Source organism: Microbacterium sp. Soil_N32, from assembly GCF_057655505.1.
Genome location: NZ_JBDGME010000016.1, coordinates 123857 through 146880 on the forward strand (window position 1 = coordinate 123857; position 23024 = coordinate 146880).

General features: G+C 71.4%; 25 protein-coding genes. 13 read left to right on the forward strand and 12 right to left on the reverse strand.

Features of this window, described 5'->3' with window-relative positions:
* Nucleotides 1-36: 36 nt before the first annotated feature.
* Nucleotides 37-1485, forward strand: a complete 1449-nt coding sequence (locus AC3A3J_RS04710; protein WP_487671169.1) for a M20/M25/M40 family metallo-hydrolase — start codon at nt 37-39, stop codon at nt 1483-1485.
* Here the strand turns inward: AC3A3J_RS04710 and AC3A3J_RS04715 are convergent.
* Complete coding sequence (locus AC3A3J_RS04715) at nt 1457-2194, reverse strand: DeoR/GlpR family DNA-binding transcription regulator (protein WP_487671170.1); 738 nt, start codon at nt 2192-2194, stop codon at nt 1457-1459. The two genes, AC3A3J_RS04710 and AC3A3J_RS04715, sit on opposite strands and share 29 nt — an antisense overlap.
* 55 nt (nt 2195-2249) lie before the next feature.
* Between AC3A3J_RS04715 and AC3A3J_RS04720 the strand changes: the two genes are divergently transcribed.
* On the forward strand, nt 2250-2603 hold the full coding sequence (locus tag AC3A3J_RS04720) for a DUF4406 domain-containing protein (RefSeq protein ID WP_487671171.1): 354 nt from the start codon (nt 2250-2252) through the stop codon (nt 2601-2603).
* Between the two features lie 60 nt (nt 2604-2663).
* Here the strand turns inward: AC3A3J_RS04720 and AC3A3J_RS04725 are convergent, their stop codons facing one another.
* Complete coding sequence (locus AC3A3J_RS04725; RefSeq protein ID WP_487671172.1) at nt 2664-3632, reverse strand: SDR family oxidoreductase; 969 nt, start codon at nt 3630-3632, stop codon at nt 2664-2666.
* Nucleotides 3633-3755: 123 nt separating this feature from the next.
* On the opposite strand from AC3A3J_RS04725, the gene AC3A3J_RS04730 reads away from it, so the two are divergent.
* From AC3A3J_RS04730 to AC3A3J_RS04740, 3 genes are read left to right on the forward strand one after another with little or no spacing between them, the layout of a single operon-like run.
* Nucleotides 3756-4598: a helix-turn-helix transcriptional regulator gene (locus AC3A3J_RS04730; protein WP_487671173.1), complete on the forward strand. Its 843-nt coding sequence runs from the start codon at nt 3756-3758 to the stop codon at nt 4596-4598.
* 37 nt (nt 4599-4635) lie between these two features.
* Complete coding sequence (locus AC3A3J_RS04735) at nt 4636-4818, forward strand: hypothetical protein (protein WP_487671174.1); 183 nt, start codon at nt 4636-4638, stop codon at nt 4816-4818.
* Between the two features lie 14 nt (nt 4819-4832).
* On the forward strand, nt 4833-5420 hold the full coding sequence (locus AC3A3J_RS04740) for an NAD(P)H-dependent oxidoreductase (RefSeq protein WP_487671175.1): 588 nt from the start codon (nt 4833-4835) through the stop codon (nt 5418-5420).
* Between the two features lie 121 nt (nt 5421-5541).
* Here the strand turns inward: AC3A3J_RS04740 and AC3A3J_RS04745 are convergent, their stop codons facing one another.
* Nucleotides 5542-8052: a LamG-like jellyroll fold domain-containing protein gene (locus AC3A3J_RS04745; protein ID WP_487671176.1), complete on the reverse strand. Its 2511-nt coding sequence runs from the start codon at nt 8050-8052 to the stop codon at nt 5542-5544.
* Between the two features lie 176 nt (nt 8053-8228).
* On the opposite strand from AC3A3J_RS04745, the gene AC3A3J_RS04750 reads away from it, so the two are divergent.
* The 3 genes from AC3A3J_RS04750 (at nt 8229) to AC3A3J_RS04760 (ending at nt 10731) form a co-directional block, all read left to right on the forward strand.
* Complete coding sequence (locus AC3A3J_RS04750; protein WP_487671177.1) at nt 8229-8825, forward strand: sugar O-acetyltransferase; 597 nt, start codon at nt 8229-8231, stop codon at nt 8823-8825.
* On the forward strand, nt 8815-9375 hold the full coding sequence (locus AC3A3J_RS04755) for a TetR/AcrR family transcriptional regulator (protein ID WP_314650562.1): 561 nt from the start codon (nt 8815-8817) through the stop codon (nt 9373-9375). Before AC3A3J_RS04750 ends, AC3A3J_RS04755 begins: the two co-directional genes overlap by 11 nt.
* A gap of 150 nt (nt 9376-9525) precedes the next feature.
* Nucleotides 9526-10731, forward strand: a complete 1206-nt coding sequence (locus AC3A3J_RS04760) for an MFS transporter (RefSeq protein WP_487671178.1) — start codon at nt 9526-9528, stop codon at nt 10729-10731.
* Nucleotides 10732-10827: 96 nt separating this feature from the next.
* Here AC3A3J_RS04760 and pnuC read toward each other — a convergent pair whose 3' ends face one another.
* The 3 genes from pnuC to sigJ form a co-directional block, all read right to left on the reverse strand.
* Entirely contained in the window at nt 10828-11538 is a 711-nt protein-coding gene (gene pnuC, locus AC3A3J_RS04765) for a nicotinamide riboside transporter PnuC (RefSeq protein WP_487671179.1), read from the reverse strand.
* Nucleotides 11538-12053, reverse strand: a complete 516-nt coding sequence (locus AC3A3J_RS04770; protein WP_487671180.1) for an N-acetyltransferase family protein — start codon at nt 12051-12053, stop codon at nt 11538-11540. The genes pnuC and AC3A3J_RS04770 overlap by 1 nt, the downstream gene beginning before the upstream one ends.
* Nucleotides 12054-12129: 76 nt before the next feature.
* Nucleotides 12130-13032: an RNA polymerase sigma factor SigJ gene (gene sigJ / locus AC3A3J_RS04775; RefSeq protein WP_487671181.1), complete on the reverse strand. Its 903-nt coding sequence runs from the start codon at nt 13030-13032 to the stop codon at nt 12130-12132.
* 111 nt (nt 13033-13143) lie between these two features.
* On the opposite strand from sigJ, the gene AC3A3J_RS04780 reads away from it, so the two are divergent.
* Nucleotides 13144-13896 (forward strand): SDR family oxidoreductase, encoded by a 753-nt coding sequence (locus AC3A3J_RS04780; RefSeq protein WP_487671182.1) that lies wholly within the window; start codon nt 13144-13146, stop codon nt 13894-13896.
* Between the two features lie 123 nt (nt 13897-14019).
* Here the strand turns inward: AC3A3J_RS04780 and AC3A3J_RS04785 are convergent, their stop codons facing one another.
* Nucleotides 14020-14937 (reverse strand): DUF808 domain-containing protein, encoded by a 918-nt coding sequence (locus tag AC3A3J_RS04785; RefSeq protein WP_487671183.1) that lies wholly within the window; start codon nt 14935-14937, stop codon nt 14020-14022.
* A gap of 153 nt (nt 14938-15090) precedes the next feature.
* On the opposite strand from AC3A3J_RS04785, the gene msrB reads away from it, so the two are divergent.
* The 3 genes from msrB (at nt 15091) to AC3A3J_RS04800 (ending at nt 16494) form a co-directional block, all read left to right on the forward strand.
* Nucleotides 15091-15579, forward strand: coding sequence for a peptide-methionine (R)-S-oxide reductase MsrB (gene msrB / locus AC3A3J_RS04790; RefSeq protein ID WP_487671184.1), 489 nt, complete (start codon nt 15091-15093; stop codon nt 15577-15579).
* Nucleotides 15576-16121: a peptide-methionine (S)-S-oxide reductase MsrA gene (gene msrA, locus AC3A3J_RS04795; RefSeq protein WP_487671185.1), complete on the forward strand. Its 546-nt coding sequence runs from the start codon at nt 15576-15578 to the stop codon at nt 16119-16121. Before msrB ends, msrA begins: the two co-directional genes overlap by 4 nt.
* Before the next feature lie 115 nt (nt 16122-16236).
* On the forward strand, nt 16237-16494 hold the full coding sequence (locus AC3A3J_RS04800) for a PLDc N-terminal domain-containing protein (protein ID WP_487671186.1): 258 nt from the start codon (nt 16237-16239) through the stop codon (nt 16492-16494).
* Between the two features lie 38 nt (nt 16495-16532).
* Here the strand turns inward: AC3A3J_RS04800 and AC3A3J_RS04805 are convergent, their stop codons facing one another.
* The 5 genes from AC3A3J_RS04805 to AC3A3J_RS04825 all read right to left on the reverse strand — a co-directional run bounded on the left by AC3A3J_RS04805 (nt 16533) and on the right by AC3A3J_RS04825 (nt 21227).
* Nucleotides 16533-17342 carry an alpha/beta fold hydrolase gene (locus AC3A3J_RS04805; protein ID WP_487671187.1) on the reverse strand — a complete coding sequence of 270 codons (810 nt, stop codon included), beginning with the start codon at nt 17340-17342 and terminating at the stop codon, nt 16533-16535.
* A gap of 84 nt (nt 17343-17426) precedes the next feature.
* On the reverse strand, nt 17427-18881 hold the full coding sequence (locus tag AC3A3J_RS04810) for a catalase (RefSeq protein WP_487671188.1): 1455 nt from the start codon (nt 18879-18881) through the stop codon (nt 17427-17429).
* A gap of 75 nt (nt 18882-18956) precedes the next feature.
* The gene (locus tag AC3A3J_RS04815; RefSeq protein WP_487671189.1) at nt 18957-19376 is read right to left on the reverse strand and encodes a Fur family transcriptional regulator; all 420 of its coding nucleotides are present in this window, start codon (nt 19374-19376) and stop codon (nt 18957-18959) included.
* A 105-nt stretch (nt 19377-19481) separates the two neighbouring features.
* A complete protein-coding gene (locus AC3A3J_RS04820; protein ID WP_487671190.1) occupies nt 19482-20417 on the reverse strand; it encodes a J domain-containing protein in 936 nt (311 codons plus the stop codon).
* 165 nt (nt 20418-20582) lie between these two features.
* Entirely contained in the window at nt 20583-21227 is a 645-nt protein-coding gene (locus tag AC3A3J_RS04825) for an IMPACT family protein (protein ID WP_487671191.1), read from the reverse strand.
* A gap of 197 nt (nt 21228-21424) precedes the next feature.
* On the opposite strand from AC3A3J_RS04825, the gene AC3A3J_RS04830 reads away from it, so the two are divergent.
* Nucleotides 21425-22930, forward strand: a complete 1506-nt coding sequence (locus AC3A3J_RS04830; RefSeq protein WP_487671192.1) for an MATE family efflux transporter — start codon at nt 21425-21427, stop codon at nt 22928-22930.
* Nucleotides 22931-23024 lie beyond the last annotated feature (94 nt).

Consider the following 23024-nt stretch of genomic DNA (forward strand, 5'->3'; position numbering starts at 1 on the left):
TGCGAGGGGGAGTGTCCGCTCGGCCAGGGTGACCGCATGAGCCATAGTCCCCATGACGACGCGGGCCCGGGCGGCGCCGTCGGCCGCTACCTCCACGATCACCTCGCCGAGATGCTCGACCGGTTGTCCGAGTGGGTTGCGATCGCGTCGGTGTCCGCCGATCCCGACCGCCGCGGCGAGATGCGGCGCTCGGCGGACTGGCTGATCGGCGAGATGTCGGCGGCCGGGATGCAGGCTCGCACGTTCGAGACGGGCGACACGTGGGCGGTGTACGGCGAGTCGATCGTCGACCCGGGCGCTCCGACCGTGCTCGTGTACAGCCACCACGACGTGCGCCATGCCAAGCCCGATGAGTGGAGCGTCACCGCTCCGTTCACCCCGGTCGAGCGCGACGGTCGCCTCTACGGACGCGGCGCATCGGATGCCAAGGGGCAGGCGCTCGCGCACGTCTGGGGTCTGCGCGCCCATCGCGAGGTGTTCGCCGGTTCCGGCGCCCTCAACGTGAAGATGATCATCGACGGCGAAGAGGAGATCGGGTCGCCGAACCTGCGAGAGCTGCTGCGCACGCAACGCGACCTGCTCGCGTGCGACGTGATCGTGTTCTCCGACACGATCCAGTGGCGGGTGGACGCCCCGGCCCCCGTCACCTCGATGCGCGGCACGGTCACGGCCACCCTCACCATCCGAGGACCCGAACGCGACGTGCACAGCGGCGCTGCCTCGGGCGTGACGCCGAATCCGTCGCTCGTGCTCGCCGAGGTGCTCGCGGGGCTGCACGCCCCCGACGGACGCATCGCGATCGAGGGGTTCGACGATGACGTGCCGCCGCTCGGCGAGCAGCGCCGCCGCGAGCTCGCCGCACTGCCCTTCGACGACGACGACTGGCTCGCCCGCAGCGAGACCCGCAGCATCATCGGCGAGGACGGCTACACACCCCTCGAACGGCTGTGGGCACGGCCCGCGATCGAGGTCATCTCCCTGCTGGCGGGTGATCCGGAGGGATTCGAGCGGTCGGTGATCCCGCGCGAGGCGACGGCGTCGCTCAGCATCCGCACCGCGCCGGGGCAGCGGATCGCCGAGACCGCCGACCGGCTGCGGGCGCACATGGCGCGGGCCGTGCCGCCCGAGGTCGAGTACGAGCTCACCGTCGACCAGGACATCGCGCAGGAGCCGTACGTCACGCCCGACGGCCCCGTGACCGCGGCGCTCGAACGTGCGCTCACCCTCGGCTACGGCATCCCGGTGCAGGGGCGCATGGGCAACGCCGGGGGCGGCCCGGCCGACCTGCTCGCGACCGAGCTCGGCGCGACCGTGCACTTCCTCGGCACGGGTCTGCCCGAGGACCATTGGCATTCGAGCGACGAGAGCATCGACATCCGCATGCTGCTGCGCGGTGCCGCCACGATCGCGCACCTCTGGCGCGAGCTCGCCGCCCTCTCGCCCGGCGGGACGGGGGTCAGGGGAGAAGGGGGAGGTCGGGGATGAGGGGATTTCGGTCGAGGGGGTCGGCGATCACCGCGGTGACCGCCGACAGGTCGAGCACGGGATAGCGCGACACGGCGCCGATCTTCTCCTCGCTCGCGAGCACGAGCACCTCGGCGCAGCGTTCGGCGAGAGCGCGCTTGGTCACGGCGTCGTCGAGTTCGCCGGTGGTGAGGCCCTGCGCGGGGTGCACTCCCGTGACGCCGAGGTAGAAGACATCGGCGGCGAGGTGACGGATCGCCTCCATCGCCAACGAGCCGCTCGCGACGAGCGAGTGCCGCGAGAGCTCGCCGCCGATCATCACGACCCGCGCATCGGAGTGCTCGACGACGGCCAGGGCCACCGCGGGGCTCGGCGTGAGGACGGTGAGCCCCGCGTCGCGCGGCAGGTGCCGGGCGAGGGCGAGGGTGGTGGTGCCGGCGTCGAGCACGATGGTCGAGCCGCGGCGGATGCCCTCGGCGGCGCGTCGCGCGACGCGTTCCTTGCTCGCTGTCGCGAGGTCGGCCCGGGCGTCGACGGGGCGGTCGGCCGCGGGCACGGGGAGGGCGCCGCCGTAGACGCGGATGACCCTTCCCTCGTCGGCGAGTTCACGCAGATCGCGGCGGATGGAGTCCTCGGAGAGGCCGAGGTCGGCGGCGACGTTCTTGGCGACGACGCGCCCGTCGCGAGCGAGGATGTCGAGCAGGTGGGCCTTGCGTTGGGCGCCGAGCATGGTGGTCCTTCACGAAGTTGCACGTTCTTGCACGGTTAACGTTACAGTGTCCGGCATGAACACTCCACTCCTCATCCTCATCGCCGGCCCCTACCGCTCCGGCACCGACGGCGACCCCGCGCGCATCGCCGCCAACCTCGAACGGCTGGAACAGGCATCCGCCCCGATCTTCCGTCTCGGGCACGTGCCCATGATCGGCGAATGGGTCGCCCTGCCGGTCCTCCGCACGCTCGACGCGGATGCCGTCGACGGCGACGTGATGTACGACACCGCGCACCGTCTGCTGCAGCACTGCGATGCCGTGCTGCGCCTGCCGGGGGCCTCGGCCGGTGCCGACAAGGATGTCGAGATCGCGCGGGAGCGCGGGCTCCCCGTGTACTTCTCGGTCGACGAGATCCCGGCGGCCTGACCCCCTCGGCGACCGGTCACGCACACGCCCGGGCCGTCCTCGGCGTGATGGTCGAGATCGTCAGCCCGCGGTCGACCGACGGACCGACGCGTCGGGGAACACGACCCCGGTCAGCTGCTCGGACACGCGCCAGACCCGCCCGGCATCCGTCTCGCTGCGCAGCCGAGAATAGAGCGGCTGCTCGGCCGGCGCCCCGCCGAGGTGGGCGAGGCCCTTCGGCCCGTAGAAGCGGCGGGCGCGGGCATCGCTCGCCGTCGCCGCGTACAGCGCCGGGAGCGCGGCCGTCTCGGGCGTGCCGAGCAGGATGCCGCGGGCCGAGGCCCAGCGGATCACCCGCACGCCCACCGTGTCCGTGGTGCGCCCCAGCTCGGGGCGGGCCGCGAGCAGGCTCGTCGGTGCGACACCGGGGTGCGCCAGGTTGCTGGTGATGCCCCAGCCATGGCGCTCGCTGCGGCGGTCGAGCTCGAGCCCGAACATCCCGAGTGCGATCTTCGACTGGCTGTATGCGCGCCCGCCGCTGTACGAGCGCTCCCACGCGAGGTCGTCCCAGTTGATCGACCCCTGGTTCGCCGAGACGCTCACCTGCGACGTGACGCGCGCCCGCCCCGCGCGCAGCAGGGGCAGCAGATGACCGACGAGGGCGAAATGACCGAGATGGTTGGTGCCGAACTGCAGTTCGAAGCCATCAGCGGTGGTCTGACGCTCGGGCGGGGTCATGACCCCGGCGTTGTTGATCAGCAGGTGGATGGGATGCCCGTCGGCGAGCATGCTCGCGCCGAATGCGGCCACCGAGGCGAGGGAGGAGAGGTCGAGCGCGGCGATCCGCACGCGGGCGTCGGGGGCGGCGCCGCGGATGACGGATGCCGCCGCCTCCCCCTTCTCCGTGTTGCGCACGGGCAGCACGATCTCCGCGCCGGCGGCGGCGAGTCGGGTGGCGATGCGCAGGCCGATGCCGTCGCTGCCCCCGGTGACGACGGCGCGGCGCCCGCGGAGGTCGGGGATCTCGATGTCGATGCTCGTGCGGGTCATGATGCTCCTTCGTGTTCTTCCTCCAGCGTGCGCGGACCGCGTCGGCGCATCCAGGACATGCCATGCAGTGGATACGCCTCGGTCGCGAGTGCGAGGATCGGTGCGGCGGAAGGACGGTGTCGGATGGCGGTCGACAGAGAGGCGCTGGCGGGTTTCCTGCGGCTGCGCCGTGACAGCCTGCAGCCCGAGGACGTCGGGTTGCACCGGGGGCAGCGTCGGCGCACCGAGGGGTTGCGGCGCGAGGAGGTCGCGGCGCTCAGCCACATGTCGCCCGACTACTACGCGCGCCTCGAACGCGGTGACGGCCCCCTCCCGTCCGAGCAGATGCTGGCGTCGATCGCGCAGGGGCTGCACCTCACGATCGACGAGCGCGACCACCTGTTCCGCCTCGCGGGTCACCCGCCGCCGCCGCGCGGAGAGGCGAGCGACCACGTCGGTCCCGGACTGCTGCGCATCCTGGATCGGCTGGGCGACACCCCGGCCGAGATCGTCACCGAGCTCGGCGAGACGCTGCGGCAGACGCCGCTCGGGATCGCGCTGACCGGTGACACGGCATCGCTGCGGGGTCCGGAGCGCAGCCTCGGTTATCGCTGGTTCAGTGCTCCGCACACCCGCCGGCTCTACGCCGAAGAAGAGCACGCCTTCCTCTCGCGGTTGTGGGTGTCGGGTCTGCGCGAGGTCATCGCGCGGCGCGGGCCGGACTCGCGGGCGGCAGCTCTCGCCGACTCGCTGCACGCGCAGAGTGCGGAGTTCCGGGCGATCTGGGAGAGGCACGAGGTCGGCGTCCGACCGCGCGAGACGAAGCACTTCGTGCATCCGGATCTCGGGGCGCTCGAGCTCACCTGTCAGACCCTGTTCGACGCGGAGCAGTCGCAGGCGCTGCTCGTCTACACGGCGATCCCCGGCAGCGAGAGCCACGAGAAGCTCCGGATGCTGTCGGCCCTGGCTCCCCGCGTCGCGGTCTGAGTGCTCCCGGCCGCCCGGCCCCTCCTAGGCTGGAGGCATGAACAAGAACACCCTCTGGACCGTCCTCGGCGTGGTCGTGGCGATCGTCATCGCCTGGTGGATCGTGAGCGCGCTGTTCTCGATCCTCTGGTTCATCGCGAAGGCGGCGATCGTCGTCGTGGTGGCCGTCGTGGTGTTCTTCGCGCTGCGCAGTCTGTTCTCGTCGCGCGTGCGCGACTGACGCGGCGACCCGTCGTGGCCGTCCTCATCGTCACCGCGCATCCGCAGTCCGACTCGCTCACGGCGTCGATCGTCGATCGACTGCGCGACGCCCTCCCCGCGGATGCCGTTCGCATCGCCGACCTGCACGCCGAGGGGTTCGATCCCCGCTTCACCGAGGCCGACCGCATCACCTATGCCTCGGGCAGGGACGTGCCGCCCGACGTGGCGGCGGAGCAGTCCCGGATCGACGAGGCCACCGACGTCGTGCTCGTCTTCCCGGTGTACTGGTGGAGCTTCCCCGCGCTGCTCAAGGGCTGGATCGACCGCGTCTTCGTCAACGGGTGGGCGTTCGACGTCGACGCCGAGGCGGGGATCCGCCGGAACCTCGGGCGGCTCACCCTGCACATGATCCCCGTCGCGGGCGACACCGAAGACGTCTACGAGCGGCACGGCTACCGCGCTTCGTTCGAGACGCAGATCGCGCACGGCATCCTCGACTTCTGCGGGATGCAGCGCGGCGCGACCGCGTTCGTCTTCGACTCGGAGGGGGACGCCGGGCCTCGCGATCGCGGCGTCGCCGCGGCGGTCGAGGCCGTGACCCGGGCGATTTCGGGCGCGTGAGCTGAGCCGAGCCGAGTTGCGGCGGGCTGAGCCGAGCCGAGTTGCGGCGGGCCGTGGCGTCGCGGAGACATGAGGAAGGGCCCCGCCGGAACGACGGAGCCCTTCTCGGATGAGCGCAGACTCAGCTCTCCTGCATCGCCCGTCGGCGAGCACGCACGATGAACGGCGCGGCACCGGCGAGCAGGAGCAGCAGCCCGGCCGCCGACAGGGCCGCCACCAGCGAGCCGTCGGCTCCCGTCGCGGCGAGTCCGTCGCGGTCGGCCGCGCTGCCCGCGCCCGGGTCGGCCGGGTCACCGGCGGCTCCACCTGCACCCGGCGTCGATCCGCCGGGCGTCGAGCCCCCGGGTGCCGCCGGCGCGGCGATCGCGAACTCTACCGCGAGCGGGGCGGAGCTGCGCGTGCCGAGCGCCTGCGTGACGCTCAGCCGGTTCGCGCCGACCGTCAGGCCGCTCACCTCGAGCGTCCATTCGCCGTTCTCGCCGACGACGGCAGAAGCCGGCGCGGCGGCCACTGCGACCGCCGCCGGGGTCGTCGCGGCTGCGTCGGCGACGTTCACCTGCGCGCCCGGGAGTCCCGTGCCGCGCAGCGTGACCGACGTGGTCGTCGCGGGCAGCTCGCCCTGCGGCGCGCTCGTCACGGCGAACGCGCTGAGGTCGGCGCGCTGCGTCAGCCACTCGTCCGGCGTGGTCGGCCGGTCGATGATGCGCGTCTCGCCGATGCATCCGTTCCATCCGTTGCGGGCGGCGTCGTCGACCCAGTCCGCGCCGAGGATCCACGAGTGGCCCTCGTGCCAGGCCATGCCGGCGACATCGGTCGCGTTGCGCAGCACCGGCGCGCCGTCGACGTACATCGTCGTGGTGCGCGTGGCGGGATCGTTCACGAGGGCGACGTGCACCCAGGTGTCGACCATGATCTCGCCCGACCAGTTGACGCGGTCGCCGAGGGCGGCGTTCGCGTCGAGGCTGGTCCACTGGAACTCACGCAGGCTCGAGATGCCGAGCGCGCTCGGCGAGGCCGTCCAGTCCCAGCGCGTCTCGGGCACGCCGATCTGCGAGCGGTTGCCGGTGCGGGTGAGGAACTTCGACCAGGAGTTGTCGGCCACGCTCCACTCCGGGTCCATCTTCACGAAGGTCTCGATCGTGTAGCCGTCGCGCAGGTCGACGTCGTTGAGCGGCGCGTCGGCGGCCGTGGTCAGGTAGCTGAAGCGCGACCCGGTCGAGTCGGCGAAGCACATCGAAGCGCCGTCCGACGAGAAGCCGTGGGCGTCGTCGACGATCGTGACGTCGTCCCACGTGGCGCCCACCGCGTTGGTGGCGGCCGGGTCGACGCGCGTGAGGTCGTTGTCGCCCGCGACGTCTTCGATCACGGTGTCCGCGCCGACGACGCCCGACTCCCCGTTGAAGCGCCAGTGGGCCAGGGTGCCCTCGGCCTCGACGAAGTCGAGTTCGTTGCCCGGCAGCTCGGTCGAAATCGGGTCTGGGCCCTCGAATCCGTCGAGCAGCAGCGTGCGCGCCGCGGTCGACAAGGAGCCCTCGTCGGGGGTGCCGGCCGCGAAGCCGGGATCGAATCCGGCGAAGCGCTCGGCGAAGTCGATGTCGAGCGAGTAGCGCTGGTGCATGCCGTCGAGCAGCGGCTGGTCGTAGCTGGTCAGCGACTCCTGCGGCTTCGCGACGACCCAGGGCGACCCGGTCTCGAGCGAGAGGCTGCCGTTCGTGAGGTCGAACTCGAACAGGCCGAGGTAGCCGTTCCCGCCCTCGTAGGCCATCTGGTAGTCCATCAGCACCTGGTGCACGTCGTGCCCGAAGTCGTTCTGCTTGACCTGGCGCGTCGCCCCGTGGAAGTGCCCGTTGAGGGTGAGGAAGATCTGATCGTTGCTGCGGATCAGTCGATCCCACATGCGCTGGCTGTCGGCGGTCTCGACCGGCGACATCTGGTCGGCGGCGACGTTGATCAGCGCGTGGGAGCTGAGGATCACCGGCACGGTGGGGTGGGCGTCGAGCACGCTCTGCGCCCAGGCGAGGGTGGCGTCGGACGAGTTCCAGCCGATGGCCAGCGACATGAACTGCTGCCCCTCGGCCTCGAAGATGTGGAACTGGCTGAGGCCGGTCGGGTCGGACCCGCCGTACGTGGACTGCTCGGCCGCCCGCGACGCACCGAACCAGCGGTTGAACGGCTCGTTGGCGAGGTCGAGCTCGGTGTCGCGCTTGCCGCTGTCGAGCACGTCGTGGTTGCCCGGAAGGATCGAGTAGGGCAGGTCGGCGTCGTCGAGCGTCTGCATCGCCCGGTCGGCCGCCTGCCACTCGTTCTGCACGTTGGCGCGATCGACGACGTCGCCGAGGTGGGCGACGAACGGGATGTTCAGCTCATCGGCGTGGTCGGCCAGCCAGGCGGTCTGCGTGGCGAACGGGTCGGTGCCGTATCGCGGGGTGAACTGGTCGATCGAGTAGCGCGAGTAGAACTGGGTGTCGGGGAGCACGGCGAACGTGAACCGGGAGGCGAGGGGTTCGGAGGGCGCGGGGTCGGCGGCCGCGGCGGCGGGAGCGATGCCGGCGGTGAGTCCGGCGACGACGGTGGTCGCGATCACGGCGGCGCCGGTACAGCGCTGCAGTGTGCGGAAACGGCGGGGGGACACGTTTCTCCTTCAGGGGATCGGGCCCGCGACCCGGGTGGTCGCGCAGCCTCCCGAACCCTCGCGGGGCGGGGCGACGCCCGGGTGACCTCTGGTGCACGAGGAGGTGTCCGGGAGGTGGCGGATAGGGATGCGGTCAGTGCGTACGACCGTACGCATAAAGTGGTACGATCGTACGCATGACGGATCACTTCGCAGACGACCCGCGCACGCACCGGGAGCGGATGCTCGCCGGCGACCTCTACATCGGCGACGACCCCGAACTCGTCGCCCGGGCCGCGCGCGCCGCACGCCTCGCCGACCTCTACCACCGGCAGACGATCTCGGGCGACCCCGCCGCCCGCGGGTGGCTGCAGGACCTGCTCGGCGCGCTCGGAGAGGACGTCATCGTGCGGCCGCCGCTGCACGTCGACTACGGCGAGCACATCCGCATCGGCGCCCGCACCTTCGTCAACTTCGGCCTCACCGCGCTCGACACCGCCGCGATCACCATCGGCGAGGACTGCCAGATCGGTCCGAACGTGCAGTTGCTCACGCCCACGCATCCGATCGATCCGACGCTGCGCCGCGACAAGCTCGAAGCGGCCCTGCCCATCACGATCGGCGACAACGTCTGGCTCGGCGGGGGAGTGATCGTCTGCCCCGGCGTCACCATCGGCGACAACTCGGTCATCGGCGCCGGCGCCGTGGTCACTCGCGACATCCCCGCGAACGTCGTCGCGGTCGGCAACCCGGCTCGGGTGATCCGCGAGATCGGCCCCGAGCATGACGCCTGAGCCGGGCAGCCGGCGCGGACGCCGGAACGACCCCGACCGCCGCGACCGCATCATCGACGCCTGCCTCGACGTGATCGCCGAGTCGGGCGTCGCGGGTGCATCGCACCGACGCATCGCCGAAGCCGCCGGGGTGCCGCTCGGCTCGATGACCTATCACTTCGCGGGCATCGACGAACTGCTGCGCGAGGCGTTCACCCGGTTCGGCACCGAGATCAGCGAACGGTTCGAGACGCGGATGGCCGCGGCATCCGACCTCGAATCGGCGAGGGAGGCGGTCGTCGCGATCATCCTCAGCGACGTCTACGGCGACCCGCGCGAGCTGGTGCTCTCGCACGAGCTGTACACGCTGGCCGCCCGCGACCCCGCGTACCGCGAGCTCACCAGCGCGTGGATGCGGCGCAGCCGCGACGCGCTCGAGAAGTGGTTCGACCCCGAGACCGCGCACATGGTCGACGCCATCATCACCGGCGTCTCCATCCACCGCGCCCTCGACGTCACCGACCGCGACCCGGCCGAGGTCGCCCTCGCCGTGGCCCGCATCACCGCCTGACGGCGCATCGCCTGATCCGCACACCGCCTGACGGCCCACACCGCCTGACGGCGCCCATCGCCTCATCCGCACGCCCCCGCGGCCGCCCCTGTGGCGCGGCTCCTCCATCGACCGGCGCGACCGCACCCGCGCACGACCATCGGGAATCCCATGACCTCCACCACCACCGGCCCCACGCGCGCCGACCGCCGCGCACGTCTCGCCGTGGCCGCGCTGTTCCTCACGAACGGCGCCCTGTTCGCGAACATCCTGCCGCGCTACCCCGAGATCAAAAACCACCTCGGCCTCGACAACACCGTCTACGGGCTCGCCGTGGCCGCATTCCCGGTCGGCGCCATCGTCGCCGGACTCGCGGCGGCCGCGCTCATCCGCCGGTTCGGGTCGGCGAAGGTCGCCGTGTTCGGCACGATCCTCACCGGCGTCGGTGTCCTCGCCGCCGGTCTCGCGCCCAGCGTGTGGCTGTTCGCGCTCGGCCTGTTCCTCGGCGGCGCGATGGATGCCATCACCGACGTCGGACAGAACGCCCACGCCCTGCGCGTGCAGCGCGGCTACGGGCGATCGATCCTCAACTCCTTCCACGCCGTGTGGTCGATCGGCGCGGTGCTCGGCGGCACGATGGCGGCCGGGGCGATCGCCCTGCGCCTGCCGCTGGGCTGGCATCTCGCGATCTCGGGCGTGCTGTTCTCGGTGGTGTCGCTCGTCGCGCTGCGGTTCTGCCTCCCGGGGCGCGACGAGGCCGCCGACGAGGATGCCGTGGCCGATGCAGAAGAGGTGTCGACGGCGGTGCGCGCGGGCATCCGTCCGGCCGTGGTGTGGTCGCTGATCGGGCTGGTCGTGATCGCCGTGGTGGGCACGGTCGTCGAAGACGCCGGTAACACCTGGGCGACGCTCTACCTGTCGTCGCTCGGGGCGCCGGCCGCACTCGCCGCGACCGGATTCATCGCGCTCGTCGGGGCGCAGTTCGTCGGGCGGCTGCTCAGCGACCGCCTCGTCGACCGCTTCGGACAGCGCGCCGTCGCGCGGGTCGGCGGCCTCATCGTGGTGCTCGGCATGGGGCTCGCCCTCGCGTTCCCCTCGGTGCCCGGCACGATCCTCGGCTTCGCCGCCGCCGGATTCGGCGTCGCCCCGCTCGTCGCGGCCGCGATGGCCGGCGCCGACCGCCTGCCGGGCCTGCGCCACGGCACCGGGCTGACGCTCGTCTCCTGGCTGATGCGACTGGGGTTCCTGCTGTCGCCCCCGGTGGTCGGTGTTCTCGCCGATGCGACGAGCCTGCGCGTCGGACTGCTCGTCATCCCGGTCGTCGGGGTCGTGGTGATGCTCGTCGCCGGGGTGCTCCGCGGTCGCGAGCGGCCCTGACGTCGGGCGGCCGGATGCAGGCACGACGACGAGTTGCAGGCGGGATCCGGCAGGTTTCGCCTGCAACTCGCATCGGCGTCTGCATTCGGCGGGGGGTCAGCCCCGCCGGCCATCGCGCTGCACGGGGATGAGGCCGGTCTGCGCGGTCGGGATCGGATCGACGGGGCGGCGTTGCGTGCGCATCCACACCACGAAACCGACCGCGGTGAAAGCGCCGTAGAACACGTACATCAGCCCCGTGGCGTAGTACCCCGAGCCGAACAGCAGGGGCACCCCGACCACGTCGACGGCGATCCAGATGAGCCAGAACTCCGTCCAGCCCTTCGCCATGCCGTACGTGGCGAGGAGCGACCCGACGAACGTCCAGGCATCCGCCCATACCGGCTCCCACGAGCCGAGCGCGCGGAACAGCGGCGTGAGCGCGATCGTCCCGATCACCATGCCGAGCACGAGGCCGACGCGCGCGCCGGTCGGCGCCCACCGCGGCTGCACGCGCCCACCCTCGGCGCGACGCCAGCGCACCCAGCCGTAGATCGCGACCGCGATGAACATGATCTGCCGTCCGGCCTGCCCGAGCAGATGCGGCAGCGAATGGTCGGGGCTCAGCACCGAGCCGAGGAAGACGGTCAGCAGCAGCACGTTGCCGACGATGCCGACCGGCCACGCCCAGATGCGCCGCCGCATGCCGCCGATGGCGCTCGCGAGGCCGAACGCGTTGCCCACGACCTCGCGCACGAGGAGGGTCTGCCCGCCGGGCAGGGTCCAGGTCGACGAGAAGGCGTCGACGAGCCAGGTCAGCGGATCCATCAGGACGCCGTCGGCGTCGGCCGGTCGTCGAGCGTCAGCTGCAGGAAGCTGAGGTCGAGCCAGCGTCCGAACTTGGCGCCGACCTGCGGCAGGCGGCCGACCTCGACGAAGCCGAGGCGCTCGTGCAGGGCGACCGATGCCGCGTTGCCGCTCTCGACCGCGGCGACCATCACGTGCACGCCGCGTTCGCGGGCCCGCGCGATGAGCGCGGTCATGAGTTCGCGACCGATGCCCCGCCCCTGTGCGCCCTCGCGCACGTAGACGGAGTGCTCGACGGTGTGCCGGAAACCGCTGTGCGGCCGCCACCGCCCGAAGGTCGCGTACCCGAGAACGCCGGTCTCGTCGGATGCCACGATCACCGGGAACCCGTCGCACGACCGCTCGCCCAGCCACGCCGCACGGTCGTCGACGTCGACCGGGTCTTCGTTCCAGATCGCCGTGGTGTGCACGACGGCGTGGTTGTGGATCGTGGTGATCGCCTCGAGGTCGGCGATTCCGGCATCCTTGATCTGCATCGGGTTCTCCTGCGTCTGCGCTCGGGCAAGCGCATCGCCGACGGTACCAGTCCCCTCGGGCATCGGGTCGCGACGGTCACCGCCAGGTCGTCAGCTTGGCGGGGTTCAGCACGATCCACACGTGCGCCACCGCGCCCGAGACCACTCCGAGATTCACGACCGCGACGATCCCGCCGTGCTCGCGGAACAGGAACGCCGACCCGTCGCCCGTCTCGACCGTCTCGACCCGCATCTCGGGTCGTTTCGCCGCGATGCCGAGCAGGAAGCGCGCCACGTTGTCTGCGCCCGTCACGACGTTGCGGGCCGCACTGACGACGCCGCCGCCGTCGCTGTGCAGTTCGACGTCGGGGGCGAGCACCCGCAGCAGGTCGTGGATGCTCCCGCTGCCGCTCGCCTCGTGGAACGCCCGCACGACCCGGTCGTGCTCGGCGCGGGGCACATCGACCGCCCGGTCCTGCTGCACGCGCCGCCGCGCAGACGCGGCGAGCTGGCGGGCCGCGGCCGGCGACCGCCCCAGCACCTCGGCGATGTCGGCGAACGGTACGTCGAAGACGTCGTGCAGCACGAACGCCACCCGCTCGGCGGGGGTCATCGCCTCCATCACCACGAGCAGCGCGGTGGCGACCGCGTCGGTGCGGGTGACCCGGTCCAGAGGATCGTCGAGATCGGATGCCGGGGCGACGCGCGCTCCCCCGACGAAGAGGTCGAGCGGCACCGGCTCGGGCAGCCACTGGCCCACGTACTGCTCGCGCCGACGGCGCGCCGAGGTGAGCAGGTCGAGGGCGACGCGGCTCGCCACCGTGGTCATCCAGGCCGCCGGATTGCGGATGCCGGAGCGCTCGGCCTCGGTCAGCCGGTACCACCGGGCGAAGGCGTCGTGCACGACGTCCTCGGCGTCGGCGACCGTTCCGGTCATCCGGTAGGCCATTGACAGCAGTCGGCGCCGCTCGCCGTGCACGTCATGCTGCGCGTGGTCCACCGGTCTCCTCGTCTCGCGCCTGTTCGCAGACTACCGACCTCACACCTCGACGCGCTGCGTCGTCGAACAGAGGAGAGGATGCAGAGAGCATCCCGCATCGAGAGGACCGCCATGAGGATCGCCGTCGCCGGAGGAACCGGAACCGTCGGACGCCACGTCACCCGCACCGCCCGTGAGGCCGGGCACGAGGTCGTCGTGCTGTCGCGCAGACACGGCGTCGACGTGTGTACGGGCGCGGGCGTCGATGCCGCGCTCGCCGGGGCGGATGCCGTGGTCGACGTGACCAGCACGATGACGCTGTCGCAGAAGAAGGCGACTGCGTTCTTCGAGACCGGAACGCGCACGCTGCTCGACGCCGAGGCGCGGGCGGGCGTCGGCCACCACGTGGTGCTGTCGATCGTCGGGATCGACGGTATCGATGCGGGCTACTACGCCGCCAAGCTCGCCCAGGAGCGGGCGGTCGCCGGGGGTCGGGTGCCGCACTCCATCGTGCGCGCCGCGCAGTTCCACGAGTTCGCCGGGCAGGTGATGTCGATGGTGAGCGGACCGTTCGCGGTCGCGCCGCGCACGCTCATGCGTCCGGTCGCGGCGCGCGAGGTCGCCGCGCATCTGCTGCGGGTGGTCGAGGGCGGGCCGGTCGGTCGTGCGCAGGACATCGTCGGGCCGCGCGACGAGACGCTCGCCGACGTGATGCGACGGCAGATGGCGGCAGACGGCATCCGTCGTCGCGTGCTCGACGTGCGCCTGCCCGGTGCCTATGGTCGGGGTCTGGCCTCCGGCGCCCTGCGCGGCGGCCCCGATGCGTTGCAGGGCGCGATGACCTTCGACGCCTGGCTCGGCGGCCCCGATCACCGCCGCCCCTGACCGACCTGCCGCCCCTGCCACGGACCCGGCTGTTCCCGTCGCGAAATCTGTCGCCCCGGTCCCCCGCCAGCGACAGATTTCGCGACGGGAGCAGTGGGTGGTGCGAGGGCGAGAGGGCGACGATCAGGCGTGGACGTCGGCGGGCGACTCCTCGCCCTCGTGGAAGCGGGGCTTGCGGCCGAACAGCTTCGCGATGCCGAGCACGATGCCGACGATCACGAGACCTGCGACGAGCCCGGCGACGGCGGAGAAGAGCGTGTCGCCGATCCAGACGATGACGGCGCCGGCCGGCTCGAGGGCGTGCTCGATCGCGTGCAGGATGTCGGCGCCGAAGTGGATTCCGACCTCGCCGAGGTTGACCAGCAGGAGGTGCCCGCCGACCCACAGCATCGCCACCGTGCCGAGGATGCTGATGAAGCGGAAGACCGCGGGCATCGACCGCACGATGCGCATGCCGGTGTGGCGCACGCGGGCCTCGCGGTTCTTCGCCATCTTCAGGCCGATGTCGTCGATCTTCACCAGCAGCGCGACCGCACCGTAGACGACGCCGGTCATGATGACGGCGATGACGGCGAGGATCGCGAGGGTGGTCCAGATGTCGAGCCCCGCCTCGAGGTTCGACAGCGAGATGAGCATGATCTCGGTCGAGAGGATGAGGTCGGTGCGCACCGCGCCCCACACGAGCTTGTTCTCGTTGCGGGCGCCCTCGTCGGCGTGGCCGTGCTGCACCCCGAACCATTCGAGCACCTTCTCGGCGCCCTCGAAGCAGAGGTACGCGCCGCCGAGGATGAGCAGGTAGGGCAGCACGAACGGCGCGAAGGCGGTCAGTACCAGCGCCACGGGGATGATGATGACGAACTTGTTCGCGAGCGATCCCACGGCGATCTTCGCCACGACGGGCAGCTCGCGCGCCGGTGTGATGCCCTGCACGTACTGCGGGGTGACGGCGGCGTCGTCGATCACGACGCCGGCGGCCTTGGCCGAGGCCTTCATCGCGGCGCTCAGGATGTCGTCGACGACGGCGAGCAGTCCAACCGACATGTGCGTCCCCCCGGGTGTGAAGTGCAGACGAGCAACTCTATCCGCTCGCGCAAACTCACAGCGCGCTCCCAGCCCCGCGGGACCAAAACGGGGCGGTCGGCGGTTGTGACAGATGACGCCGCAGCCAGCGGCGCCGGACGAAGGAGACACACCATGTCGAACGACTTCCGCAAGACGCCAGAGGCCGTCAGCGACCTCACCCACCTGCAGTACGAGGTCACGCAGGAGGACGCCACCGAGCCGCCCTTCCGCAACGCCTACTGGAACAACCACGACGCCGGCATCTACGTCGACGTCGTCTCTGGGCAGCCCCTGTTCAGCTCGCTCGACAAGTACGACAGCGGCACGGGCTGGCCGAGCTTCACGAAGCCGATCGAGGCGGATGCCGTCACCACCCGCACCGACCGCAAGCTGTTCATGACGCGCACCGAGGCGCGTTCGTCGGGCGCCGACAGTCACCTCGGCCACGTCTTCGACGACGGCCCGCGCGACGCCGGCGGCCTGCGCTACTGCATGAACTCGGCGGCGCTGCGCTTCATCCCCGCCGACCGGCTCGACGAAGAGGGGTACGGTCGCTACAGCGGCCTCTTCGACGGCACCGGCACCGCTGACACCACCCACGACACCGAGGAGCAGTCATGACCGACGACACCGGAAACATCACCCGCACCCCCGGCACCGAGACGGCCGTGCTCGCCGGCGGATGCTTCTGGGGCATGGAAGACCTCATCCGCCGCCAGCCCGGCGTGCTCGACACCCGGGTCGGCTACACCGGCGGCCAGAACGACCACGCCACGTATCGCAACCACCCGGGTCACGCCGAGGCGGTCGAGATCGTCTTCGACCCGACCAAGACGACGTACCGCGACATCCTCGCGTTCTTCTTCCAGATCCACGACCCGTCGACGCTGAACCGTCAGGGCAACGACATCGGATCGAGCTACCGTTCGGCGATCTTCCCGCTCAGCCCCGAGCAGGAGCAGGTCGCACGCGACACGATCGCCGACGTCGACGCCTCCGGCCTGTGGCCTGGCAAGGCCGTCACCACGATCGAGCCCGAGGGTCCGTTCTGGGAGGCCGAGCCCGAGCACCAGGACTATCTGGTGAAGTACCCCAACGGGTACACGTGCCACTTCCCGCGCGCCGGGTGGGTACTGCCGAAGCGTGCCGAGACCTCGGTCTGACCCGCGCCGCGGATCCGGCATCCGCCAGGAGCCCCGTCGTCGTCGGGACGGCGGGGCCTTTCGCGTGCACGCCCGGCGTGCGAGGCTGGAGGCCGTCGCGCTTCCGAGGAGTCCCATGGTCGTCAATCCGCTCATCCCGAGCATCTACGACATCGTGTTCGGCAGCATCTGGGTCGCCGTCGTGGCCTTGGCGGTGGTGGCGTTCGTCTCGGCCCTGCGTGAGCGCCGCGTCACCGGCATCCACTTCGTCCTGTGGGCTCTGCTGATCTGGTTCGTGCCGGTCCTCGGCCCCATCGCCTGGTTCGTGCTGCGTCCGCGCCTCACGACGGTCGCTCCCGAGTCCGGTCGCACGAACGGCTCTTCTCAGACGTGAGAGCAGCCGCTCGCGCGACCGGAACGGCCTCGCGCCGCTCAGCCCTCGGCGAGGAACGCCACCGCCGCGTCCTTGAACGCACGCGAACCGGGCGCGTTGAAGTGGTTGCGGTCGGGGATCTCGAAGAACCGCCCGTCGGGGGCGGCGGATGCCAGGGCCCGCGACCCCTCGATGATCGCGTCCTTCGAGCCGGTGGCGAACAGGATCGGTCGCACCGGAGCATCCGCCGGATCGGGGTCGATCGCGCCCGACGACCGCATGCCCTCGGCCAGAGCGACGAGGGCGCCGAGGTCGTTCCCCGGCACCCGCTCGACCAACGAGATGTAGTTCTGCGTCGTGGCATCGGCGACCGGGGTGCCGTCGGCGATGTAGGCCCGGACCTGGTCGAGGTCGAGACGGGCGAGGGGGATGCCGTCCGGCACACCGCCGAGCACGGCGCGGCCGATGCGGTGCGGCAGCTCCTTCACGACCTCCCAGCCCACCCGGGCGCCGAGCGAGTAGCCGACGTACACGGCGTCGTCGACGAGATGGGCGTCGAGCACCGCCTCGACATCGGTCACCAGCGTGCGGATGCTGTAATCCTCGGGCAGATGCGGCTTCTCGCTGTGCCCGTGCCCGCGCTGGTCGAGGGCGAGCACCCGGTATCCGGCCTTGGTGAGCTCCCGCACCCATCCCGTGAGCACCCAGTTGTCGCGCGCGCTGGAGGCGAAGCCGTGCACCGCGACGACGACCGGAGCATCCGGCTCGCCCCACGTGTAGGTCGCCAGGCGCGTGCCGTCTGCGGCGTGCACGTGCTGCGGTTCGGGCATGCGGGTGATGTCGGAGAGGGGGACGGCCACGACATCCATTGTCCTCCCTGTCGCCGCGGCGGAATGCGACGAGGCCCACCGCCCCGGCTCGCGGGACGATGGGCCTCGAAGGCTGGCCGTGACTCAGAAGCGGGCGCGCAGCGCCTCGCCGAGCGACGCGTCGACGTTCGTCCAGTACTGGAAGAAGCGCTCGCGGATCGCGTCGATCGTGATGCCCTGACCCTGGCCGGTCAGCGTGTCGAGGAAGCGCGCGCGCTGCTCGTCGTCGAAGACCGTGCGGTACAGCGTGCCGGCCTGGCCGAAGTCGTCGTCGTCGAGGTGCAGGGTCGCCGCGGCGCGCATGAGCTCGCCGTCGGTCTCCCAGCTGGCCTCGACGCCCGCCTGCGGGTCGGCCTCGGGGCCACCGGCCGCGCCGAACGAGTTCGGGGTGTAGACGCGGTGCTCGGCCGGGTTGAACCGGTACTGCATCTGGCCCTCGTGCATGTAGTTGCGGGTCTCGGCAGCGTGCGCCTGGTTCACCGGCAGCTGGTTGTAGTTGGCGCCGATGCGGTAGCGCTGCGCGTCGGAGTACGCGAACACGCGGGCCATGAGCATCTTGTCGGGCGAGATGCCGGTGCCGGGGACCTGGTTGCCGGGCGAGAAGGCGGCCTGCTCGATCTCGGCGAAGAAGTTCTGCGGGTTGCGGTTCAGCGTGAACGTGCCGACCTTGATGCGCGGGTAGTCCTTCTTCGACCAGGTCTTGGTGAGGTCGAACGGGTTGAAGCGGTACTCCTTCGCCTCGTCGTACGGCATGACCTGCACGTAGACGTCCCACGAGGGGTGCTCGCCGCGGGTGATCGCGTCGAACAGGTCGCGGCGGTAGTAGTCGGCGTCGGAGCCGGCGAGCTTCTCGGCCTCTTCGGCGCTCATCGCCTCGACGCCCTGGTTCGAGAGGAAGTGGTACTGCACCCAGAAGCGCTCGCCCGCGGCGTTGACCCACTGGTAGGTGTGCGAGCCGTAGCCGTTCATGTGGCGCCAGCTGCGGGGCAGACCGCGGTCGCCCATGAGGTAGGTGACCTGGTGGGCGGTCTCGGGCGACAGGGTCCAGAAGTCCCACTGCATGTCGGCGTCGCGCAGACCCGAGTCGCCGAGGCGCTTCTGCGAGTGGATGAAGTCGGGGAACTTCATCGCGTCGCGCAGGAAGAAGGTCGGGGTGTTGTTGCCGACGATGTCGAGGTTGCCCTCGGTCGTGTAGAAGCGCAGTGCGAAGCCGCGCACGTCGCGCCAGGTGTCGGGGGAGCCCTGCTCGCCGGCGACCGACGAGAAGCGCAGCAGCGTCTCGCTCACGGCGCCCGGCTGGAACGCGGCCGCGCGGGTGTAGGCCGAGACGTCTTCGGTGACGACGAACTCGCCGAACGCGCCGCCGCCCTTGGCGTGCGGGTTGCGCTCCGGCACGCGCTCGCGGTTGAACGAGGCGAGCTTCTCGACCAGGTAGCGGTCGTGCAGGACGGTGGGACCGTCGGGGCCGACGGTGAGCGAGTGCGCGTCGCTCGCGACCGGCGTGCCGGTCTGGGTCGTGGTGGCGGGTTTCTGCGTCATGGTGTTCTCCTTCGGCGCGCGGGCGCGACGGATCGTGCTCTCCCGCGGGTGCGGGAGAGGGGCGGATGCCTCGGCCTACGCGGCTTTCTGGCAGCTGGGGCAGAGGCCCCAGAAGGTCACTTCGGCGGTCTGGACGGTAAATCCTCCGGCGGAGGACGGGGTGAGGCACGGCGCCTCGCCGACGACGCAGTCCACATCGGCCACGGCGCCGCAGACGGTGCAGACGATGTGGTGGTGGTTGTCGCCGATGCGCCGTTCGTAGAGCGCGGCGGAGCCTGCCGGTTCGATCCGGCGGACGAGGCCCGCCGTCGTCAGGTCCGCGAGGATGTTGTGCACCGACTGGATCGACGTGGTCGGCAGCACGGCGGAGACGGCGCGGTACACGCGCTCCGCGTCGGTGTGGGCCATGGAGTCCAGTGCCCCGAGAACGGCGACGCGGCCCGCGGTCGCCTTCAGCCCGGCGCCGCGGAGCGCCTGGTCGAGGGTGGTCTCCATGTCTCCGACCCTACCTGGTTGTTTTGAATGACTCAAAACACGGCGTGTCGCTGGCGTGTCGGGAAGGTGAACCGTCGGCGCACGTCGCGGCGGTTGCCGCGCTCGTCACGACAGCCGGATGCTCTGCCGCAGGCGCGTGCGGATGTCGAACAGCTCCGTCCCGCCGATCACCCGCGTGCCGGGCGGGCCCGAGCGCAGCAGGCCGGGCAGCACGCCGCGCCGCACGACGAACACGGGCAGCCCGCGGATGCTCCCGAGCGGGGTGAGCGGCAGCGCGAGGTCGTCGTCGGGCAGCACGACGATCGCCCCGCTGAACCGCACGCGAGCAGCCCGGGCGACGCCGCGGATCTGCGCGAGGAGCTCGGTCACGGGCGCCCGATGCCCGAGACTCGGCCCGGTGATCTCCCCGCGCCGGAAGCCCACGACCCCGCCGATGTCGGTCGACATCACCCCGTACAGGCCCGAGGGGCCCAGCACCACGTGGTCGAGTCGGTCGGAGGTGTCGGTCGCCGCACGCTCGCCCGTGCGCGGGGCGGCGATGTCGACCCCGATCCCGTGCCACAGGGTGAAGCCCATGCCGAGGCCCGAGACGGCGACCGCGGTGGCCTCCTCGGCGAGAGCATCCGCCAGCAGCCTCCGCAGCGCGCGCGGCGCCGATCGCACGAGCGCCGGGGAGTAGGGGTCTTCGACCTCGCCGCCCGCCCATTCCTGCAGCAGCGCGGTGTAGCGGGCGCGGCGCCACGCGCCCGGCTCACCGTAGGTCTTCGAGCGCGGTCGCGTGTCGTGCGGGCGGTCGGGCTCGCGCCAGGCGTCGCCGTCGGCGTCGATGTCGCGCGAGCGGTCGTAGGCCGCGCGTCCCTCCGCGGTGCCGACGATCTCCCAGGCCCGCTGCACGTGGATGAACAGCGCGGCGTCGCCGCCCGTGTCGGGGTGCGTCTCGCGCAGCCGCAGCCGATAGGCGCGCCGCAGCTGCTCGTCGTCGGCGTCCGGAGCCACCCCGAGGACCTCGTACGCCGAGGCCGAGAGCGGGCTGTCGAACATCCCCTCAGCCTACGGCTCGCCCCGTCCCTCCCCGTCCCTCCTCCCTCCTCCCGTCGCGTCCCTCCCTGCTCCCGTCCCTCTCTGCTCCCGTCGCACTTTCTGTCGCTCGCCGCGCGCGCAGGCGACAGAAATTGCGACGGGAGCTGTCGAGAAGGGGGGAGGGGGTCAGGCGGGGATGTCGGTGATGCGGGTGGCGCCGGTCGTGGGGGAGACGCGGCCGGCGGATGCGGCGGCGAGCGCATCCGTCAGCGATCCGATCGACGGGGCCGGTGCCCACAGCTCCAGGGTCGCCCTCGCCCCGTACGTGGGGGTGCCGAGGGTCGCGCCGTGATGCTCGGCCCAGTCGCGCAGGAGGTTGTCGAAGCGCCCGGCATCAGCATGGTCGACATCGACGCTCACCTGTGTCAGCGACTCCCGCCGCACGAGACGCGCGAGGTCGAGCGCCTCGGACGTCGCCGACGAGTACGCGCGCACGAGCCCGCCCGCCCCGAGCTTGACGCCGCCGAAGTAGCGGGTGACGACGGCGACGACATCGGTGAGCTCGCGGCGGCGCAGCACCTCGAGCATCGGCACTCCGGCGGTGCCGGACGGTTCGCCATCGTCCGACGAGCGGCCCTGGTCGCCGAGCACGCCCGTGACCATGGCGGTGCAGTTGTGCGCGGCATCCCATGCGCGCTTGCGGATGCCTGCGATCACCGCGTCCGCCTCCTCGACGGAGCCGACCGGCGCGACGTGCGCGAGGAACCGCGACTTCTTGATGACGAGCTCGTGGTCGACGGCGTCCGCGATCGTCGCCGGATACCGTCCCATCCCGCCCACCCTACCCAGCCCGTTAATCGCTCCCGTCGCACTTTCTGTCGCTTGCCGCGGCCGTGGGCGACAGAAAGTGCGACGGGAGCGGGTGAGATCACGCCCAGCTGACACTCCGAATCGATTCGATAGACTGGGGGCGCGGCACGGAGCGGTGCCGTCCCGCATCCGCCCCAGACCTTCCCGCGAGCTCCTCCATGCCGACCTCCCTCACGACCGGCCGCCCTTGGCGCGTCATCCTCTCGTTCTCCATCCCGCTGCTGCTCGGCAACGTCGTGCAGCAGATGTACCAGTTCGCCGACGCGATCGTCATCGGACGCCACCTCGGCGTCACGTCGCTCGCCGCCGTGGGCGCGACCGGACCTCTGCTGTTCCTGCTGCTCGGCTTCGCCTGGGGACTCACGAGCGGGTTCGCGATCCCCCTCGCCCAGGCCTTCGGCGCCCGCGACGATGCCGGGGTGCGGCGCTCGGTCGCCACGGGAGTGATGCTCAGCGCCACCACGAGCATCCTGCTCACCGCCGGCGCCCCCCTCATCGCCGGCCCGCTGCTGGTCGCCCTGCAGACCCCGCCCGAGTTGCTGCCCGAGGCGACGGCGTTCACGCAGATCAGCTTCCTCGGGGCGAGCGCCACGATGTTCTTCAACTACCTGTCGGCGATCATCCGCGCCATCGGTGACTCCCGCACGCCGCTCGTGTTCCTCACGATCTCGTGCGCGCTCAACGTCGGGCTCGTCATCCTGCTCGTCGGACCCCTCGACGGGGGTGTCGGCGGTGCCGCGCTCGCCACGGTCGTCGCCCAGGGCGTCTCCGTTCTGCTGTGCCTGGAGTTCGTGCGCCGACGTCTGCCGATGCTGCACCTGCTGCGCGGCGACTGGCGCGTCACCCGCTCCGACATCGCCGACCACCTGCGGCTGGGCCTGCCGATGGGATTCCAGGCGTCGATCATCGCGATCGGCACCCTGACGGTGCAGGTCGCCCTCAACACGCTCGGTGCAGACGCCGTCGCCGCCTACACGACCGCCTCGCGCGTCGACAGTCTCGCGGTCGCCCTGCTGGCGTCGCTCGGACTCGCGGTGTCGATGTACACCGCGCAGAACCACGGCGGTCGACGGCCCGACCGCATCCGTCGCGGCGTGAAGGAGGCGACGGTGATGGCGATCGGTGCCGGCGTGGTGCTGGGCGGGTTGATGATCGCCTTCGGCGTGCCGATGGTGCGTCTGTTCGTGGGCGAGGGGTCGGACGACGTCGTCGACCTCGCGCACCTCATGCTCATCCTCAACGGGTGCGGGTACTGGGCGCTCGGCATGCTCTTCGTGCTGCGCGGTGCGCTGCAGGGACTCGGACGCACGCTCGTCCCCACAGTCACGGGGGTCATCGAGCTGGTCGCCCGAGTCGTCGCGGCGATCGCGCTCGGGGGGCTCATCGGGTTCGCGGGCGTCGCCCTCAGCAACCCGCTCGCCTGGGTCGGGGCGATCCTGCTGCTCGTGCCCGCGTACCTGCGGGCGCACCGGTCGCTCGCGGCCATGCCCGTCGACCCCGCCGAGGCGACGGAGACCTCGGCGATCGCCATCGTCGGCCCGACCGACGGATCGATGGTCGTCGACGCCGTGCTCACCCAGCCCGTCGCGGTCGTGCGGCGGAAGGGGCTGCGCCGCCTCGCCGTCCGTCGGCCGCGGTCGTCTTCCCGCGCCGGCCGCCGCTGATCCGCCCGGAGAATCTGAGCGAACACGCGTAAGGAATCGGCCCCCCGAACGTCTCATCTGAGGAGGGTTTCGCCGGATGTCCTCCGAAAGGATG